We start from the raw sequence: 17,580 nt of genomic DNA on the forward strand, positions 1-17,580 counted from the left end.
GCTGCTGATCAGCGGTTTCTATGAAACTCAGTTCTAATTCAGGTGTTTTCATACCAGAAGGGGTGTTTCCAGACGCAGCAATCCCCACCTGAAACAACAAAGGTAAGCTTCTGATACTTCGGGGAATAGTTGCAGGCGGAATGGTTTCATTTTTCAGATGTTTGTGCGGGTTGGTTGTCCTTCCCCTGATGCTGGTGCGGCCCGTTGCTGCCGAGACACTTACACTGCCCTTGCCGGCTGGTCGCGAAACGCATTTTGCCTTTGAGTCCGGTTTGCTTGAACTGGCACTGCAATACGCGCCCGGTGATCACAGCCTTGAAATTATTTCCCTGGAAGGTCTGTCTCAAAAGCGGATGTTCAACATGCTTGATGAAGGTCAGGTCAATGTTCTCCTTGCCGGGTATAGCCGCGAAGCTGAGACTGATTTGCTGCAAATCGATTATCCCCTGACCAAGGGGTTGCAAGGATATCGGCTATTCATCACCCGCGAGGACACATTTGAAGTGCTTGATGACGTGGCAAGCCAGGATGATTTGAAAAGTGTCTGCATCGGGTCCGGGAACTCCTGGGTTGATACCCTCATTCTCGAACATGCTGGTCTGTGTGTGGTTGGTGGGCCGGGGCACAATCTATATACCATGCTTGAAAACGGGCGGTTCGATGCCATGCATCTGGCACTTCATGAGCTCAGAACACAGAGCGTCATGAACCTGATCAGTCAATATGGCCTGATGGTCTATCAGAACCTGTTGGTGCGCTATCCGTATGATTTCTATTTTTATGTTCGCCGCGACAGCAAACCCCTTCATGACCTGATCGAACAAGGGTTTCAGGCGGCGACAGAAAACGGCGCGATCGACAAATATTTTCAGGCACATCCCGGAATTGCCTATGCAACACGGTTCCTGCAAGACCATCCAGATTTGCGGATAATTGATCTTGGTAACCCGGAAATGACAGAGCATAACAGCGCCGACATTCACCGATACTGGCTGGAAAATTAAACCAATTAAAGATCATTGCCTGATCCAAATAAGATTATTCCGTTTTGAGAACGAAAAATCTGCATATGCAGTAAATCAGATATCGTATTGATAAATATCGGATTTACATCTCATCTCTGGGTTCATATCCAAAGTCATCGTCATATTTCCGCTGCACGATATTTTCCCAGAGTGCCGGGTCAATGTCGCGCGACTTTTGGCTCATATCCGGATTTTCAATCTTGATAATATGGGTGTCAGGATCCTTCAGGGTTTCGAGCGCCTGACGAATATGTGGGTTCGACAAGAAGTGTCGCATGAAGTCGCCAGTGCTATAGGCCCGCGAAAGTCCCTGCGTCAAAATCGCATGCAGTCGTTCATTATTGCGGTTCACGTAAATGAACAGATCAAACGGATACGCCAGAACCGGTGACGGGCTGAGAACGACGTTGGGATATTGCCGGCTGATAACATCAATTTCGCGATAACCCTCGTGCACCGCACGGCTCAGAAGATCAAATCTTTTGTTGGCGACCATCGGCCAAAGCTGATCACGTGGTGCGCGATCAACGCAAAAGCCGCTTTTCTCCATGATGCTGGCATCCGGCCAATCTGACCCGGTGCCGATGCAGAATTTTTTCAATTCTTCCAGAGAAGCTGCCTGACTGAGAGCCGGGATGTTTTCCTTATGCGTGATGAAAGCACGATATCCCAGCAAGCCTCGCGTCATCGGAACGTCAACTTGCAAGAACATTGCTTCTCGCTCGAGGCTGTAACCGGTGAACATGACATCCACCGTTTCCTCTTGCATCATTGAGCTGATGCGCGCCTGTGTCATGCCCTCGAATTCTTCGATCACAAGCCGAAAGTCGCCGTCGGCGTGGTCAAGGGCAAGCTTGATAATGCCGAACTCGTATTTGAAAAACTCAACCGCACCGGTCGGGAAGGCCATGCGCACGATTTCTTCGCCCCGTGCGGGTGGGGCGGTAAATGAAAACATGACGGCAGATAACAGCAATACCCAAAAGCGGTTTTGCAATCTGTTGCTCCTCAGTCCACCGAAAATAAAATTCAGCAGCTGATATTTGATATTGTGTTGTGGGGCCGGATTTATAAGGGGGCGTTTACCTCGCGCAACCGCTTGATGTCAGGTTGCCAGATCATCCGGTGTGTAATTCACCTCATGCAGGATTTCGCCGCTTTCATAGTCGACAGCTTGCAAGGTGACACCATAGCCCCACAACTGCCCGATATAGCCCAGCGTCATTTCCGCTTCCGACTTTTCAAGGCGGATGCCTTCATGCTCGGTATGCTGGATGTAAAGCTGGCGGTTGCCACGGATATCGACATCGACCACCTGCATGTCGGGCTCGCGCACTGAGATATCATGCATGCGCGCCAAGGACCGGCGCACCTTGCGATACCCACTATCATCATGGATGGCGGCAACTTCGAGGTGTGGTGATGAACTCAGATCATCGATCATGAACATCCGCATGTCGCGCATCACCTTGGGCGACAGGAATTGCAGGATAAAGCTTTCATCCCGGTAATGCGCCCACGCTTCCTTAAGGGTCTCGACCGGCTCATTGTTCCCGGCAATATCGGGGAACCATTTATGGTCTTCCTCGGTCGGATCCACGCAGATGCGGTGGATGTCCTGCATCATCGCAAAGCCAAGCGCGTAGGGGTTAAAGCCGGAATAGCGTTGGTCATCATATTCGGCCTGAAACACGACGCGCGAATGGTAGTCGATGAATTCCATCATAGCGCCTTCGGAAATCAGACCCTTATCGTAAAGACTGTTCATGATGGCGTAATGCACATAGCACGCGCAGCCTTCATTCATCATCTTGGTCTGTTTCTGCGGATAGAAATACTGCCCGATATTGCGCACGATGCGCAAAATCTCACGCTCCCACGCTTGCAAGGTCGGGGCATTCTTTTCGAGGAAATAAAGCAGGTTTTCTTCCGGCAAGCCGAACTGCGCGCGGCGTTCCTCGACCCGCATCTTGCGTTTAAGCTCGTCCATGTCCTGATCGCCCTGATCAGGTTGGGGCAGGGTGCGCCACAGATCGTTGTAGGTCTCGTCTTCGTACTTGGCGCGTTCACGTTCACGCTTAAGCTCGGCCGCAAGATTGGGTTTTTCAGGCCGGGAATAACGGTTCACCCCCTGATCCATCAGGGCGTGAGCCGCATCCAGAATGCGCTCAACCGCGTCAAAGCCGTATCGGTCCTCGCACTTGGCGATATAGCTTTTGGCAAATTGCAGATAATCCAGAATGCCGTCGGCATCCGTCCATTGTTTGAACAGATAATTGTTCTTGAAGAAATGGTTATGGCCAAACGCAGCATGGGCGATCACCAGCGCCTGCATGACGATGGTGTTTTCTTCCATCACATAGGAAATGCACGGGTTGGAATTAATCACGATCTCATAGGCCAACCCCTGATAGCCCTTGCGGTACATCACATCATCGCGCACGAAGCGTTTGCCAAACGACCAGTGGTGATACATCAACGGCATGCCAATCGATGAATAGGCATCAAGCATCTGCTCGGACGTGATCACCTCGACCTGGTTGGGATAGACATCGAGCTTAAGCTCATTAAGCGCGATATCTTCAATCGCGTCATAGGTGGCTTTCAATGTCTCGAAGTCCCAGTCGGCACTGGTGAAAAGAAGTTTGTCGGCGGATTTGGTCTTGGAGCTCATCGGCCTGCCTCCGCACGGTTTTTGGCAAACAGTTCCCGGAACACCGGGAAGATGTCGGCTGCCTTGGTTACCCGTTTAAGCGCAAAGCGCGGATTGTCTCTGGCAAGCGGGGCGTAGGATTTCCAAAGGGCGGTTTCGCCCTCGGCGGCGGCAAAAATCTCTGCCTCGCGCTCGTCAGTGATTTCGATATAGGCGTAATACTGGCACTTGGGCAAAAGGTCCTGGGCCAGAAGTGCGGTGCACTTTGCCCCGTCATTGGAATAGTTATCGCCATCGGATGCCTGCGCGGCATAGATGTTCCACTGATCAGTGGGATAACGATCCACCAGCACCTTTTTCATTTCCTCGAGTGCGGTGGAAACAATCGTGCCGCCGGTTTCGCGCGAATAGAAAAAGGTTTCCTCGTCGACCTCGGCTGCGCGCGATGTATGGCGGATAAACACCACCTCGACATGTTCGTATTTGCGATGCAGGAACAGGTGAAGCAACATGAAGAACCGCTTGGCCAGTTCCTTCATCTGTTCGGACATCGATCCCGACACATCCATCAAACAGAACATTACTGCCTGTGTATTGGGATCGGGGATTTGTTGAAACTGGTTAAACCGGGTATCAATCGGATCAATGAACGGGATCGCCTTCATCCGCCGTTTGGCTTCTTCAAGATCCGCCAGCAGGGTATGAAGCGTATCCTCGTCAGTTTTGGTCAGCTTGCCATTCGGGCGTTTTTCCGCCTTGGCCTGAAGGGCGGAGATCTTTTCTTCAAGTTCTCGGACCTCGGCCGTTTTGGGGCGACGCAGTCCGATCCGCCGGGCCAGCGAATTGCGCATGGTGCGCACAAGGCTAAGGTTTGATGGTGTGCCTTCGACCGAAAAGCCCGCCCGCGCATTTCGAAACGCGGTGGTCTGCTTCAGGCTTTTTTTCAGAAGGTCCGGCAGTTCAAGATCTTCAAAGAAGATATCAAGGAATTCATCGCGGGTCAGGGTGAACTGGAATTCATCTTCACCCTCGCCATCGGGGCTTGCTTGCGATCCGCCAGACCCACTATCGCCGCCTTGCGGGCGGGCAATGCGATCACCCTGAACGAATTTCTTGTTGCCGGGCAGGACATAATTGCGGTTGCCGCCACGTCCCATGTGGTGAAAGCCCGGCTCCTTCAATGTTTTGCCGGGAATGGTGATCTGGTCGCCGCTGGAGATGTCGGTAATGCCACGCGACCGGATGGTACTTTCAACCGCCTTTTTGATCTGGGCCTTTGCGCGACGCATGAAACGTTGCCGGTTGCCAAGGCTTTTGCCGGTCGGGTTCTTGCGGCGGTCAACGATATAAAGCATGGGCAGTCACATCCTTGCACGGTTCAAAAGCGCGTTGTGCAGGTCGCTTGCGCCTTGAAGTTCCGCAGGATGTGACCCGGATAAAACGGGCCGTGGCCACATCCTGCGGCGAAGAGGTAACCGGGCGGACAAGGGACAAAGCCGCCCGGTTGGGCCGGGAAAGACAGGGGGGAGCTTAACCGGCCTTATTGACGCGCATGTACCATTCGACCAGACGACGCGTCTGGCGTTCGGTATATTTGCGATCGATCATGCGTTTGACGAACTCGTTGTGTTTCTTCTCGGTCTCGCTGTCTTTCTTAGAGCCGAACGAAATCACCGGCAGCAGGTCCTCGACCTGGCTAAACATGCGTTTCTCGATCACATCGCGCAGTTTCTCATAGGACGTCCAGGACGGGTTCTTGCCCTTGTTATTGGCACGTGCACGCAGGGCAAACTTGACGACCTCGTTACGGAAATCCTTGGGATTGGCGATACCCGCCGGTTTTTCGATTTTCGACAGTTCCTGATCAATGATCTTGCGATCGAGAAGCTGACCGGTATCGGGATCCTTGAAGTCCTGATCCTCGATCCAGGCATCGGCATATGCAACGTAACGATCAAACAGGTTCTGTCCGTAATCGGAATAGCTTTCCAGATACGCCTTCTGGATTTCCGCCCCGATAAACTCGGCATAGCGCGGGGCCAGTTCGGACTTGATGAAGTCCATATAGGCCTTTTCGCGTTCTTCCGGGTACTGTTCGCGCCGGATGGCCTGTTCAAGGACATACATCAGATGCACCGGATCAGCCGCGACCTCGTGGGTGTCGTGGTTAAAGGTTTCTGACAGCACCTTGAAGGCAAAGCGGGTTGAAATGCCATCCATGCCTTCATCAACACCGGCGGTATCGCGGTATTCCTGCATGGATTTTGCCTTGGGATCGACGTCCTTCAATGTCTCACCGTCATAGACCCGCATCTTGGAATAGAGGTTGGAGTTCTCATGTTCCTGCAGACGCGACAGCACGGAAAACTGCGCCAGCATTTTAAGTGTGCCCGGCGCGCAGGATCCATGTTCAAGCTCGGACCCTTGCAACAGCTTGTCGTAGATCATGGTTTCTTCGGTGACGCGCAGGCAATAGGGCACCTTGATCACTGAAATACGGTCAATGAAGGCTTCGTTATTCTTGTTGGCCTTGAAGGTCTGCCACTCAGCCTCGTTCGAGTGGGCCAGGATCAACCCCTGGAACGGAATGGCGCCGAGGTTTTCCGTGCCGATATAGTTGCTTTCCTGTGTGGCGGTCAGCAACGGGTGCAGCATCTTGATCGGTGCCTTGAACATCTCGACAAATTCAAGAATGCCCTGGTTGGCGCGGTTCAGGCCACCGGAATAGCTATAGGCATCCGGGTCATTCTGGCTGAAATATTCAAGCTTTCGGATATCGACCTTACCAACAAGCGACGAGATATCCTGGTTGTTCTCATCACCCGGTTCGGTCTTGGCAATCGCGATCTGGCGCAGGCGTGACGGGATCAGTTTAACGACCGAAAACTTGGTCAGGTCCCCGCCAAACTCATCAAGGCGCTTGACCGCCCATGGCGACATAAGCCCCGTCAGGCGGCGTTTGGGAATGCCGTATTTGTCTTCGATCGCATCGCCCATCTTGGCTGGGTTAAACAGGCCAAGCGGGCTTTCGAACACCGGGCTGATTTCATCGCCGGCCTTCAGAACGTAAATCGGTTCACGTTCCATCAGCTCTTTCAGCCGTTCGGCAAGGGAACTTTTACCCCCGCCAACCGGGCCGAGCAGATAAAGAACCTGTTTGCGTTCTTCCAAACCCTGGGCGGCATATTTGAAGAAACCGACAATGCGCTCGATGGTTTCTTCCATGCCAAAGAAATCTTCAAAGGCGGGATAACGTTTGATGGTTCGGTTCAGGAAAATGCGGCCAAGTCGGGAATCTGTCGAGGTATCGATCAGTTCCGGCTCGCCAATCGCTTTGATCATGCGTTCAGCGGCAGAGGCATAGGCGCTTGGGTCTTCGCGACACAAATTAAGGTAATCGCGGATGGTCAGTTCAGTTTCCTGCTTTCCGTCATAGCCTTCCGCATACAGCTCGAAGATATCCTTCTCAGCCATGGCGCGGTCTCCTTTCAAACGTTATCGCACTGTCAAACTTACGTTTCCTGTCTCAATCCTGTTTTTGCGCAATTTTTGCGTTTTGCTTTTGCACGGATGGGGCGAACCCGATCCTGATCTGGTGGCGTCGGCAGGTCTCCTGTGAAGGGACTCCGCCAGGCGGTCATGAATTAACAAATGGCGTTCGCGGTTAATCTCTGGCGGATCTTGCCAAACGTGTGAAAATTCGATCGTGCAGTTGCGGCGTCAGCGCCGTAGTGCAGTCTTGATCAGACTCTTTTTGGGTCCCGTTGCGGCGACCAACAAACCGACCATCAATGTGTCGGGGCAGGCTTCTGTCGAATGAATTTCAAAGTGACCTTCGAGCCTGCCGAGGCAATTTGCCCTGTTATTCAGACGTGGGAATAACGAACTGATTTCGCAAGACGATACTTCTGTCGAACATCGTAAAATCGTGTGTTCATGTTCACATGTAAGTGACCGCTCGTCCAGCTTTGATGCCGCTTTCATTCCCACAGCCTTGCACAAAAATATTTTGCATTTGCAAAATCCGCAAGCCGACAGCTATCACAGGTGGGCAGGATCGGGCCGCAAAAGCCACCAAAGGACATCTCTATGAGCGACGAAACCGTACAGTTTATCGAACCGCATGAACTTGATCGACTGATCGGCGAAGAAGCCGTCACCATTATTGATGTCCGCGAAGCCGAGGAATTTGCAACCGGCCATATTGAAACCGCGATCAATATCCCGACCTCGAACTTAGATATCCCGGCCCTGGTCGATCTGACCGACGAAAGCGACACCGATCTGGTCTTTGTCTGTGCCGTCGGTCAGCGTTCATTTGGGGCAGCCAATGCTGTTTTGCCCCATGTCGATTGCTCCGTCAGTAACCTTAAAGGCGGCATTCAAAGCTGGACCCGTGCGGGCTTTGACCTTGAAAATGGAAAATAATCCCGACCTTCTTTGACGGGGCAGGGGCCGGAATGTGATCGCGTACTCGACTGCGCGCGGTGGTCGACTTCACGCCACCATCAGTTGGCATTGGGCGTTACCAAAACGCCAGACGCGAGGCATTCAAAGGCGGCAATTGCCTTGCCAAGGGTATCTTTCGGATCATCGCTGGCCGCGACCCAAAGGGCGGCATTCAACGCGACCCCGTTTAGCAACCTAGCCAGTGCTTCGATATCGACCGGTTTGATTGCCCCCTGATCAGCCAGTTCCCTCAAGGTTGCGATTGTCGCCTGCAAGCAGCGGTTTTGGCTCGGCCACTGTGAGGGATCGCCCAGAAAGGCCGGACCATCGCGCAGAACGATCCGCTGTATTTCGGGATCAAGGGCCAGTTCGATATATGTCCTGCCCTCGGCCATCAAACCGCTCCAGCCGCCGCCGGCGGCATCCCCCGCATCCTTGGCCTGTTGTGCCATGGCGGAGTCTATTTCATCGACCACAGCAGCCAGCAGCCCGCGCTTGTCACCAAAATTATGATACAGCGCCCCGCGCGTTAGCCCCGCACTTGCGGTGAGCTCATCCATTGACGCTTCCGCATAACCCTTTTCGGCAAAGGCCTTGCGTCCTGCTTTGATCAGCTTGATGCGGGTTTCTTCCATTTTTTCAGCGCGCGTTTTGGCAGCCATCGGGCACTCCAATTTAACATACGTGACGTATGCGAATTGACATACGCTGCGTATGTGAATATATCTGCTTCACATACGCAGCGTATCTGAACTGAATTCGAAATACCACAGATACTGAATTTTACCCGAACAAGGAGGTCTTCATGGCCCTCGCAAACCAAGCCGTCTTTCCGCCAAACCGCCATGCGCTTTATGACGCGCATGGCTATTCCCCGGCCATCAAATCCGGCGATCTGTTATTTGTGTCTGGCCAGGTGGGCAGTCGCGAAGACGGATCCCCGGAACCTGAATTCAAAAAGCAGGTCGAACTCGCATTCGATAACCTCAAGGCGATCCTTGCCGCCGCCGGATGCAGCTTTGATGACATCATTGACGTGACGACCTTCCACACCGATCCGGAAAATCAATTTGAAGACATCATGGAAGTGAAGGACGCGATCTTTGATCAGACGCCTTATCCGAACTGGACAGCAGTCGGGGTTACCTGGCTTTCCGGTTTTGATTTCGAAATCAAGGTTGTCGCCCGCATCCCGGCGGCCAACGCCTGATCCATCAATCTGTGGCGGCAATGCTCTGATGTGACGATGAACCGGTCCTGCCTAAACGGTGGGGCCGGTTTTTTCATCTTGACGAGTTCTCATAAATGGAAATATATCCCAAATAAGAGATTAAAGGATGTCGCCATGGATGAAATCGAAACACGACTGGCCCAACGGTTGGCCGCCTTGCGCGCCGAACGCGGGTGGTCGCTTGATGAACTTGCCCAAAAAAGTGCGGTCAGTCGCGCCAGCCTGTCGCGGATCGAAAAGGGCGAGGTCAGCCCGACCGCCAATGTGCTGGGAAAGCTGTGCGTTGCTTTTGGCGTCACCCTGTCACGTTTGATGCAGATGGTCGAAGACGATTTTGCGCCACTTGTCGCGCGTGCCGATCAGGAAGTCTGGACCGATCCCGACACTGGCTATCAAAGACGACTGGTCTCCCCGACATCCAAACAATTATCGGGCGAGGTGATCGAAGTCGAAATCGGCCCCAGCCAGCGCATTGAATATGACGGGTCCCCGCGTGACGGGCTTGAACATCATCTGGTGATGCTGTCTGGCGCGCTTTCGATGGACGTCGATGGCCAAACCCATCACCTGACGGCGGGCGATTGCCTGCGCTATCAGTTGCGCGGGGGCAATGTGTTTCAAACGCCCCGCGATCAGGGTGCGAAATATCACCTGTTTATCATCGACTAAGCGAAAGAACCGTTATGCCATCGGCTACGCATACCGCCCCCGATCTCGACATCGTCACTCTTGATGCTGATGCGGTTACAGAACGCCTGGATCAATTCGCCGACATGCTTCACGCCTGTGTCCATGACGGGGCCAGCATCGGTTTTATCGAACCCTTCCCGGTGCACGAGGCGGAAGCTTTTTGGCGCGATAAAACCATCCCGGCACTTAAGGGCGGAAAACGGGTCCTGTTTGCCGCCCTTGATCAGGATTGCGTGGTTGGCACGGTTCAGCTTGATTATGACACCATGCCCAATCAGGCCCATCGCGGCGATATCAGCAAACTTATGGTGCGCCCAGATTGTCGCAGGCGCGGGATTGCCAGGTTGCTGATGGCTGCGGCCGAAAACCGCGCGCGTGATCTTGGTCGAACCTTGCTGACCCTTGATACCCGAACCGGCGACAGTGCCGAGATTCTTTATACCTCGCTCGGGTTTGAGACCACCGGCGTCATTCCGGACTTTGCCCGTGATCCGGACTCCGAAAAGCTCAGCGGCACCACTGTGATGTATAAGCGCATTATCAGATAGTGTTTTGAAACGGCTTGCGATTCCCGGTTTTGTATTCAGAACGATCATTCTGGCATGCCAGACGAGACGCATTGATATTTCCATCGCAAATTATTTCAATGCCGCAGTGCCGTTATCAAGGCTGTGCTTGTCGTCTGTATGTCTTCGGCTTGCTGAGTTTTGGTGCTGTGTGCGCCGCACTGTGAGCCGCCCGGTCAGGGTTTCGCCGTAGTCAAAACATGTTGAACACCGCCGAAAAATGGGCGCATCCTTGCCGTCCTGAATAAAGAAACGGAATAAAAGTTCTCGGAGGACGTCCATCATGAAAAAATTTGCCCTTGCTGCCGCGCTGATGGCAGCCGTCGGATTTTCCGGCACGGTTCAGGCCGCAGACCTGACATTGCGTATTTCCCTGCAATTGCCGATGAAAAGCCACCTCGGTCAGAACCTTCTGATGTTCAAGAACGAGGTCGAGGAAAAATCAAACGGCGATATCGAAGTCCAGATCTATGATTCAGCTCAGCTTTACAAGGACAAGGAAGTTCCTGCTGCCGTTGGATCGGGTGCGATTGAAATGGGTGTCGCGTCATTGACCCGTTATGTCGGTGATGTCCCGGCGGTTGATATCTTCTATCAGCCGTTCCTGCTCGATACCGAAGAAAAGGTCCGTAAGGCCGTTTCACCGGATTCCCCGGTACGTGCGCCGCTGGATGAAGCCATTGCTGAAACCGGTTCCACCGTTCTGTGGTGGCAGGCTTACGGCGGATCGATCATGCTGTCGAACGGTGGCCCGATCAAAGGCCCGGATGGTCTGAAAGGCCAGAAAGTTCGCGTGTTCTCGAAAACCCAGGGTGATTTCATCTCCGCTGCCGGTGGTGCACCGACCCTGATTTCAGGCTCCGAGCAGTATATCGCCTATCAGCGTGGCACGGTTGATGTCGGCATGACCGGCATGTCAGGTGTGAAATCCCGTCAGCTTTGGGAAGTCATGGACACCGTCACCACCACCAACGATGCCGATATCGAATTCATCGTGGTTGTGAATACCGACTTCTGGAACGGTCTGACCGATGCGCAGCGTGACATCATTTCAACCGCGGCCATCAATGCCGAGAACGATGTGCGTGATCGCATGTCCACGATCGAGGCAGAGGCCTTTGACGAAGCCAAAGCCAACGGCATGACCATTTACACCCCGACGGCCGACGAAATGGCTGCATGGCGCGAAGCTGCCAAACCGGTTTACGAGGCATTCCTTGCCAATACCGGTGATCTTGGCAAACAGGTCTTCGAGGCCGCACAGAAGTTCTAAGGATTTGACGTCACCGGTCGGGTGCCATGCGCCATGCGTTGCATGATTGCCCATGGACGCCGACCGGGGCGTATTTTGATTTGTTGTCATCACCGCGCATATTCGGGCCAATGCCGATACTGTGTGGTGATGACGCCCCGTTTTCCAACATGCACTGTTTAAATCATGTTTGATCGATTGACGCTTATTCTTGCGTGGGTCGCGGCCATCTTGTTTGTGCTTGCCGGCTGCATGCTGACCTACGAAGTGCTGGCACGGTATTTCTTCGTGCGCCCGACCATCTGGGCGGCCGAGCTCTCCCAACTGTGTCTGATCTGGGGATCGCTTTTGGGCATGCCCTGGGCACTGGCCGCACGCCGCCATATTTCAGTGGATGCCATCACCCGTCTTCTCGCGCCCAAGGTTCAGCGCCTTGTCGAGATCATTGCCATGGCCTGCATTCTGGCCTTTTCGGTGATGGTGACGATCAAGGGCTGGGAAATCTTTTATGAAAGCTTTGAGCGCGGCCGCACCAGCGGCACCATGCTTGATCTTCCGGCATGGGTTGCTGAACTGCCGGTCGCCATCGGCTTTGCGCTGCTGGCTATTCAGGCAGTGATCGAGATTATCGGGCTTGCACGCGGCAAGGATATTCCAAAAGGGGCGCACGAATGACCATCGTCCTGACCCTTGCTGCGATGTTCGCATTGCTTCTGATGCGTGTGCCAGTTGCCTTCGCACTCGGCGGGCTTGGCCTTGCCATGCTGATCCTTGGCGGCTTTTCGCCGCTGATGGCACCACAGGCGGTTTTGTCCACGCTTGATGGCTTTATCCTGCTGGCCGTGCCGCTGTTTCTTTTGATGTCAAACATCCTGCTGCGTGCCGGTGTCGGCAATGATCTGTTTGCTGCTGTCAGTGCCTGGGTCGGCCATTGGCCGGGCGGGCTTGCGGTGGCGACCATTCTGTCTTGTGGTGTGTTTGCCGCCATTTCCGGGTCCTCGGTTGCGACGGCGGCAACCATCGGCACGGTTGCCATCCCGGAAATGATCAATCGTGGCTATAACAAGCGGTTTGTTTATGGATTGCTGGCCGCGGGCGGCACGCTTGGCATTCTGATCCCGCCATCGATCCCGATGATCATTTATGGCTTTGTCACCGAAGAATCGGTGATCTCGCTGTTTCTGGCCGGTATCGGTCCGGGCATCGCACTTCTGGTGTTCTTTATCATCTTTTCGATGATTTATGCCCGTATGGGCGGACAGGAACTTGAACCGAAAAAAGACTGGGCCGAACGCAAACGTGCCACCATCCGCGCCCTGCCGTCGGTTGTTCTGGCCGTGCTGATTATATCGGGCATCTATTCCGGGGCCTTCACCCCGACTGAGGCCGCGGCCATCGGCTTTGCCGCCGCCCTGATCATCACCGGCCCCATCATGCGGGTTCTGACCTGGGATGCGCTGAAAAAGGCGGTGTTCGATTCCATGGCAACCACGGTTGCGATCATTCTGATCATTGCCGGGGCCAAGGTCTTTGGCAAGGCGATCACCCTTTATCGCATCCCGCAGGACATCTCGGTAATGATCACCCAGGGGGTGGATACCGAACTTGGCTTCATCCTGATCGTCACAGCGGTTCTTCTGGTGATGGGTTTGGTGTTTGAAGCGCTTTCGATGGTGCTGATCATGACACCTGTGCTGTTGCCAGCCGCCCTTGCCCTAGGATTCGATCCGATCTGGTTTGGTGTTTATATGGTGATCATGGTCGAATGTGCCCTGATCACGCCGCCCGTCGGGCTTAACCTTTATGTGATCCAGTCGGTGGCAAAGGCCAGACTGGGCGAGGTTGCCCGCGGTGTTGCACCGTTCCTGTTGTTGATGTTTGCTTGTGCTGCCCTTTTGTATGTGTGGCACGATCTCGCCCTTTATATTCCCTTCAAGCTGTAAAGACCGATGAGTAACGTAAAATCACCTGCCGATACCCTGCGCGCACTGCTTGCCACCGGTGATCTGATCACGATGCCCTGCTGCTTTGATGCGCTTTCTGCCAAACTGATCGAACAGGAAGGATTCGGTCTGACCTTCATGTCGGGCTTTGCGACCTCTGCTGCACGGATTGGCGAACCTGATCTGGGCCTGATGTCCTATGGCGAGGTCCTTGATCAGGCCCGCAACATCACCGATGCGGTATCGATCCCCGTGATCGGCGATGGCGATACCGGCTATGGCAATGCGATGAATGTCAGGCGGACAGTCACCGGCTTTGCCAAGGCAGGCTGTGCGGCGGTTATGATCGAAGATCAACTGGCGCCCAAACGCTGCGGCCATACCAAGGGCAAGGAAGTCGTCGGTCGGGATGAGGCGTTTGACCGCATCAAAGCCGCCGTCGATGCCCGCGAAGCCGGGGCAGACATCCTGATCCTGGCGCGCACAGATGCCCGTCATCAGCATGGCCTGACCGAGGCGGTTGACCGTGCCGCGAAGTTCAAGGAACTCGGTGCCGACATCCTGTTTGTCGAGGCCCCGAAATCCGTCGATGAAATGCGCACCCTTTGTGCCGAACTTCCTGGTCCCAAGATGGCCAATATTGTTGAAGGCGGCGAAACCCCGGATCTGTCGCCCGAAGAACTCAAACAGATCGGCTATCAGATCGCGGCCTATCCACTTTCGCTGATGGCAGCCGCCATGAAGGCGATGGTCGAATGCCTGCAAACCATGAAGGTCGGCCAGCCGCGGGATGACAAACTGATGAGCTGGGCGGACCTGCGTCAACGCATCGGCTTTGATGAGTATTACGACGTTTCGGAACGCTACGCGTCGTCCAGACGCGACGGCTAGGGCAGGGGAGATGGTCATGGTTGATAAACATCACGGCGGCTGTCTGTGTGGGGCTGTGCGCTACGAAGTCAAAGGTGACTTTGATGCGTTCTTTCTGTGCCACTGCAAATATTGCCAAAAGGACACCGGCTCGGCTCATGCGGCCAATCTGTTCTCAACCAAGGCCACGCTGTCGTGGATAGACGGCCAGGACCACATCCAGTCCTACACCGTGCCCGGAACGCGCCATCAAAAGGCATTTTGCAAAACATGCGGTGCTGCCGTTCCCTACACGCAGATGGATGGCAAGCTGTTGGTGGTGCCGGCAGGCAGCCTTGAAACCCCCATCGCGATAAAGCCGAACGCCCATATCATGCTGGCCAGCAAGGCGAGCTGGGAGGATGGGCTTGATGAAATCGTGCGCCTTGAAGGTCTGCCCAAATAGCATTTCGCGATATGACCAAAAGAAAACCCCGCAGCCGATGGCTGTGGGGTTTTCTTTAATGGTGCCGGCAGAGAGACTCGAACTCCCAACCTTCTGATTACAAATCAGCTGCTCTACCAATTATAGCTATGCCGGCGTGAGCGGCGCGAACATAATCCGGGCCGCTGATGATTGCAAGAGTTTGAAGCACGGAAATTTACATCCCGTGAAAACGCCTCAAACGCCCGTGCTGGCGCGCTGTTGCCTACTTGCGATACAGCTCGTAAAGCGCGACGGCGGCTGCGTTTGAAACATTAAGGCTTTCGATGCGATCCGACATCGGAAGCTTGACCAGGAAGTCGCAGCTTTCACGCGTCAGACGGCGCAGCCCTTCACCCTCTGATCCCATCACAATCCCGACACGGCCATGCAGTTTGGCTTCGGCCAGGGTTTGTTCGGCATAGCCATCCATGCCCGCCAGCCAGAAATGCGCGCCCTTAAGCTTATCAAGCGTCTGGTTCAGGTTGCCCGCATGGATATAGGGAACGGTTTCAAGCGCACCGCTGGCCGATTTGGCAAGCACGCCGGTTTCAGGCGGGGCATGACGGTCGGGCACGATAACCGCTGATGCGCCAAAGGCCGCCGCACTGCGCAGGATCGCGCCAACATTGTGCGGGTCGGTCACCTGATCAAGGATCAGGACCGTGCATTGTTCAGAATCGCGGTGATCGGCAATCAGTTCTTCGACGGAAAGCTGGGGCAGGGGGGCGCAATGCATTGCCATGCCCTGATGCACGGTGCCCGGCGGCAGCATTTCATCAAGATCGGTGCGTCCGGCCGAATCTACCGCGATGTCATCGCGCTCGGCGTCGGCAAGGGCGGCCATGACTTCATCACGGGTGTTTTCGGTGGCCCAGATTTTGTGAATCGTGCGCTGCGGATTGGCAATTGCCATCATTACCGGGTGACGCCCGAATAGAATCAGGCGCGAATTGCCACCCGATCCGCCACCGTCACGGCCGCGTTTTCGTCCGCGGCGCGAATTGCCTTCACGGTTTTCATCGCCTTGCGGGAGGGCATCGGGTGCCCCGTCACCTTGATGACGATTTCCTGAACGGGATTTATTGCGACGCGACATATGGCGGAAACCTCCGGGCCGTAGGGGACTGAATGCAGTTTGCTTCGTTTGATCGGCGAAACTTGGCGAACATATAGGAAAGGAAATACGATTTCGTGCTTTTTTTGCTGTTGACAGGGTAGGTGCCTTCGCCGTATTCCCTCCCTCGCCGCAACGAGGCCGGGGTCAAACCCGGATGGCGTTACGACCCTGATGGAGGGGTGGCAGAGCGGTCAAATGCAGCGGACTGTAAATCCGCCGACTTAGTCTACGCAGGTTCGAATCCTGCCCCCTCCACCACTCTCTCGCCCTCGCGAGAGCTCGCAGCATAAATATGCGGGTGTAGCTCAATGGTAGAGCAGAAGCCTTCCAAGCTTACGACGAGGGTTCGATTCCCTTCACCCGCTCCAATATTCTTATGATGCAACCCGTCGGCTCGTGCGGTGGGTTACTACGTGTTTTTTTGGTTCGGATAATAGGATCTGAGGGCAATGGCCAAGGAAAAGTTTGAGCGTACAAAACCGCACGTTAACGTTGGCACTATCGGCCACGTTGACCACGGTAAAACCACGCTGACCGCAGCAATCACCAAAGTTCTGGCAGAAGCCGGTGGCGCTTCGTTCCAGGACTACAGCATGATCGACAAAGCACCGGAAGAGAAAGCTCGTGGTATCACGATCTCGACCGCGCACGTTGAGTATGAGACCGAGAACCGTCACTACGCACACGTCGACTGCCCGGGCCACGCTGACTATGTTAAAAACATGATCACTGGTGCGGCACAGATGGACGGCGGTATCCTCGTCGTTTCGGCTGCTGATGGCCCGATGCCGCAGACCCGTGAGCACATCCTGCTCGCACGTCAGGTTGGTGTTCCGGCTCTCGTGGTCTTCATGAACAAAGTTGACCAGGTCGATGACGAAGAGCTTCTCGAGCTCGTCGAAATGGAAATCCGTGAACTTCTGTCGTCCTATGACTTCCCGGGCGACGATATTCCGATCGTCAAGGGCTCTGCTCTTGCTGCTCTGGAAGGTCGCGATGATGAAATCGGCAAAAACGCTATCCTCGAACTGATGAAAGCGGTTGACGACTACATCCCGGCTCCTGAGCGTCCGAAAGACAAGCCGTTCCTGATGCCGATCGAAGACGTGTTCTCGATCTCGGGTCGTGGTACGGTTGTAACCGGTCGTGTTGAAACCGGCGTTGTTAAAGTTGGCGAAGAGATTGAAATCGTCGGCATTAAAGACACCGTTAAAACCACCGTTACCGGCGTTGAAATGTTCCGCAAGCTGCTCGACCAGGGCGAAGCTGGCGACAACATTGGCGCGCTGCTGCGTGGTACCAAACGTGAAGACGTCGA

17 protein-coding genes and 3 tRNA genes are annotated in these 17,580 nt (G+C 54.4%); 13 read left to right on the plus strand and 7 right to left on the minus strand.

The genetic code is table 11. The annotated features are described in order from the left end of the window. The first annotated feature begins 188 nt into the window (after window positions 1–188). On the plus strand, window positions 189–1,004 hold the full coding sequence (locus AC5Q5A_RS13730; RefSeq protein WP_493895628.1) for a hypothetical protein: 816 nt from the start codon (window positions 189–191) through the stop codon (window positions 1,002–1,004). A 103-nt stretch (window positions 1,005–1,107) separates the two neighbouring features. Here the strand turns inward: AC5Q5A_RS13730 and AC5Q5A_RS13735 are convergent, their stop codons facing one another. The 4 genes from AC5Q5A_RS13735 to AC5Q5A_RS13750 form a co-directional block, all read right to left on the minus strand. After that, entirely contained in the window at window positions 1,108–2,022 is a 915-nt protein-coding gene (locus AC5Q5A_RS13735; RefSeq protein WP_493895629.1) for a hypothetical protein, read from the minus strand. A gap of 108 nt (window positions 2,023–2,130) precedes the next feature. Further along, window positions 2,131–3,699: a SpoVR family protein gene (locus AC5Q5A_RS13740; RefSeq protein ID WP_493895630.1), complete on the minus strand. Its 1,569-nt coding sequence runs from the start codon at window positions 3,697–3,699 to the stop codon at window positions 2,131–2,133. Beyond that, window positions 3,696–5,033, minus strand: coding sequence for a YeaH/YhbH family protein (locus AC5Q5A_RS13745; protein WP_008892112.1), 1,338 nt, complete (start codon window positions 5,031–5,033; stop codon window positions 3,696–3,698). Before AC5Q5A_RS13745 ends, AC5Q5A_RS13740 begins: the two co-directional genes overlap by 4 nt. Window positions 5,034–5,208: 175 nt before the next feature. Next, window positions 5,209–7,152, minus strand: coding sequence for a PrkA family serine protein kinase (locus AC5Q5A_RS13750; protein ID WP_008892111.1), 1,944 nt, complete (start codon window positions 7,150–7,152; stop codon window positions 5,209–5,211). Window positions 7,153–7,767: 615 nt separating this feature from the next. Here AC5Q5A_RS13750 and AC5Q5A_RS13755 point away from each other — a divergent pair. Further along, window positions 7,768–8,106 carry a rhodanese-like domain-containing protein gene (locus AC5Q5A_RS13755; RefSeq protein ID WP_493895631.1) on the plus strand — a complete coding sequence of 113 codons (339 nt, stop codon included), beginning with the start codon at window positions 7,768–7,770 and terminating at the stop codon, window positions 8,104–8,106. Window positions 8,107–8,186: 80 nt separating this feature from the next. Here the strand turns inward: AC5Q5A_RS13755 and AC5Q5A_RS13760 are convergent, their stop codons facing one another. Then, complete coding sequence (locus tag AC5Q5A_RS13760; RefSeq protein WP_493895632.1) at window positions 8,187–8,789, minus strand: TetR/AcrR family transcriptional regulator; 603 nt, start codon at window positions 8,787–8,789, stop codon at window positions 8,187–8,189. A gap of 143 nt (window positions 8,790–8,932) precedes the next feature. Here AC5Q5A_RS13760 and AC5Q5A_RS13765 point away from each other — a divergent pair, with 143 nt between their 5' ends. From AC5Q5A_RS13765 to AC5Q5A_RS13800, 8 genes are all read left to right on the plus strand, one after another. Beyond that, complete coding sequence (locus tag AC5Q5A_RS13765; RefSeq protein ID WP_493895633.1) at window positions 8,933–9,337, plus strand: RidA family protein; 405 nt, start codon at window positions 8,933–8,935, stop codon at window positions 9,335–9,337. Window positions 9,338–9,472: 135 nt separating this feature from the next. Further along, window positions 9,473–10,027 carry a helix-turn-helix domain-containing protein gene (locus tag AC5Q5A_RS13770; protein ID WP_493895634.1) on the plus strand — a complete coding sequence of 185 codons (555 nt, stop codon included), beginning with the start codon at window positions 9,473–9,475 and terminating at the stop codon, window positions 10,025–10,027. 14 nt (window positions 10,028–10,041) lie between these two features. Beyond that, a complete protein-coding gene (locus AC5Q5A_RS13775) occupies window positions 10,042–10,596 on the plus strand; it encodes a GNAT family N-acetyltransferase (RefSeq protein WP_493895635.1) in 555 nt (184 codons plus the stop codon). Between the two features lie 301 nt (window positions 10,597–10,897). Beyond that, a complete protein-coding gene (locus AC5Q5A_RS13780) occupies window positions 10,898–11,887 on the plus strand; it encodes a TRAP transporter substrate-binding protein (RefSeq protein WP_493895636.1) in 990 nt (329 codons plus the stop codon). Between the two features lie 165 nt (window positions 11,888–12,052). Further along, entirely contained in the window at window positions 12,053–12,541 is a 489-nt protein-coding gene (locus AC5Q5A_RS13785) for a TRAP transporter small permease (RefSeq protein ID WP_008892104.1), read from the plus strand. Further along, window positions 12,538–13,809 carry a TRAP transporter large permease gene (locus AC5Q5A_RS13790; protein WP_008892103.1) on the plus strand — a complete coding sequence of 424 codons (1,272 nt, stop codon included), beginning with the start codon at window positions 12,538–12,540 and terminating at the stop codon, window positions 13,807–13,809. The genes AC5Q5A_RS13785 and AC5Q5A_RS13790 overlap by 4 nt, the downstream gene beginning before the upstream one ends. Before the next feature lie 6 nt (window positions 13,810–13,815). Next, window positions 13,816–14,700 carry an isocitrate lyase/PEP mutase family protein gene (locus AC5Q5A_RS13795; RefSeq protein WP_475352553.1) on the plus strand — a complete coding sequence of 295 codons (885 nt, stop codon included), beginning with the start codon at window positions 13,816–13,818 and terminating at the stop codon, window positions 14,698–14,700. Window positions 14,701–14,716: 16 nt separating this feature from the next. Then, window positions 14,717–15,124, plus strand: coding sequence for a GFA family protein (locus AC5Q5A_RS13800; RefSeq protein WP_475352552.1), 408 nt, complete (start codon window positions 14,717–14,719; stop codon window positions 15,122–15,124). Between the two features lie 59 nt (window positions 15,125–15,183). Here AC5Q5A_RS13800 and AC5Q5A_RS13805 read toward each other — a convergent pair. Together AC5Q5A_RS13805 and rlmB are read right to left on the minus strand one after the other, a co-directional pair. Next, window positions 15,184–15,260 (minus strand) — tRNA-Thr (locus AC5Q5A_RS13805). Between the two features lie 108 nt (window positions 15,261–15,368). Next, window positions 15,369–16,241 (minus strand): 23S rRNA (guanosine(2251)-2'-O)-methyltransferase RlmB, encoded by an 873-nt coding sequence (gene rlmB, locus AC5Q5A_RS13810; RefSeq protein WP_008892100.1) that lies wholly within the window; start codon window positions 16,239–16,241, stop codon window positions 15,369–15,371. 194 nt (window positions 16,242–16,435) lie between these two features. Here rlmB and AC5Q5A_RS13815 point away from each other — a divergent pair. The 3 genes from AC5Q5A_RS13815 to tuf all read left to right on the plus strand — a co-directional run. Beyond that, window positions 16,436–16,520, plus strand: a tRNA-Tyr gene (locus AC5Q5A_RS13815). Window positions 16,521–16,556: 36 nt separating this feature from the next. Beyond that, window positions 16,557–16,630 (plus strand) — tRNA-Gly (locus AC5Q5A_RS13820). Between the two features lie 81 nt (window positions 16,631–16,711). Further along, the coding region (gene tuf / locus AC5Q5A_RS13825; protein ID WP_493895637.1) for an elongation factor Tu at window positions 16,712–17,580 on the plus strand (869 nt) is incomplete at its 3' end.

Source organism: Thalassospira sp. CA1 (genome assembly GCF_059052855.1).

Coding starts and splice junctions, on each gene's coding strand:
- AC5Q5A_RS13790 (WP_008892103.1), top strand. CDS start 12,538: ATGACCATCGTCCTGACCCTTGCTGCGATGTTCGCATTGCTTCTGATG.
- AC5Q5A_RS13800 (WP_475352552.1), top strand. CDS start 14,717: ATGGTTGATAAACATCACGGCGGCTGTCTGTGTGGGGCTGTGCGCTAC.
- AC5Q5A_RS13745 (WP_008892112.1), bottom strand. CDS start 5,033: ATGCTTTATATCGTTGACCGCCGCAAGAACCCGACCGGCAAAAGCCTT.
- AC5Q5A_RS13775 (WP_493895635.1), top strand. CDS start 10,042: ATGCCATCGGCTACGCATACCGCCCCCGATCTCGACATCGTCACTCTT.
- AC5Q5A_RS13755 (WP_493895631.1), top strand. CDS start 7,768: ATGAGCGACGAAACCGTACAGTTTATCGAACCGCATGAACTTGATCGA.
- AC5Q5A_RS13750 (WP_008892111.1), bottom strand. CDS start 7,152: ATGGCTGAGAAGGATATCTTCGAGCTGTATGCGGAAGGCTATGACGGA.
- AC5Q5A_RS13760 (WP_493895632.1), bottom strand. CDS start 8,789: ATGGCTGCCAAAACGCGCGCTGAAAAAATGGAAGAAACCCGCATCAAG.
- AC5Q5A_RS13780 (WP_493895636.1), top strand. CDS start 10,898: ATGAAAAAATTTGCCCTTGCTGCCGCGCTGATGGCAGCCGTCGGATTT.
- AC5Q5A_RS13785 (WP_008892104.1), top strand. CDS start 12,053: ATGTTTGATCGATTGACGCTTATTCTTGCGTGGGTCGCGGCCATCTTG.
- AC5Q5A_RS13740 (WP_493895630.1), bottom strand. CDS start 3,699: ATGAGCTCCAAGACCAAATCCGCCGACAAACTTCTTTTCACCAGTGCC.
- AC5Q5A_RS13770 (WP_493895634.1), top strand. CDS start 9,473: ATGGATGAAATCGAAACACGACTGGCCCAACGGTTGGCCGCCTTGCGC.
- AC5Q5A_RS13730 (WP_493895628.1), top strand. CDS start 189: ATGCTGGTGCGGCCCGTTGCTGCCGAGACACTTACACTGCCCTTGCCG.
- AC5Q5A_RS13765 (WP_493895633.1), top strand. CDS start 8,933: ATGGCCCTCGCAAACCAAGCCGTCTTTCCGCCAAACCGCCATGCGCTT.
- AC5Q5A_RS13795 (WP_475352553.1), top strand. CDS start 13,816: ATGAGTAACGTAAAATCACCTGCCGATACCCTGCGCGCACTGCTTGCC.
- rlmB (WP_008892100.1), bottom strand. CDS start 16,241: ATGTCGCGTCGCAATAAATCCCGTTCAGGAAATCGTCATCAAGGTGAC.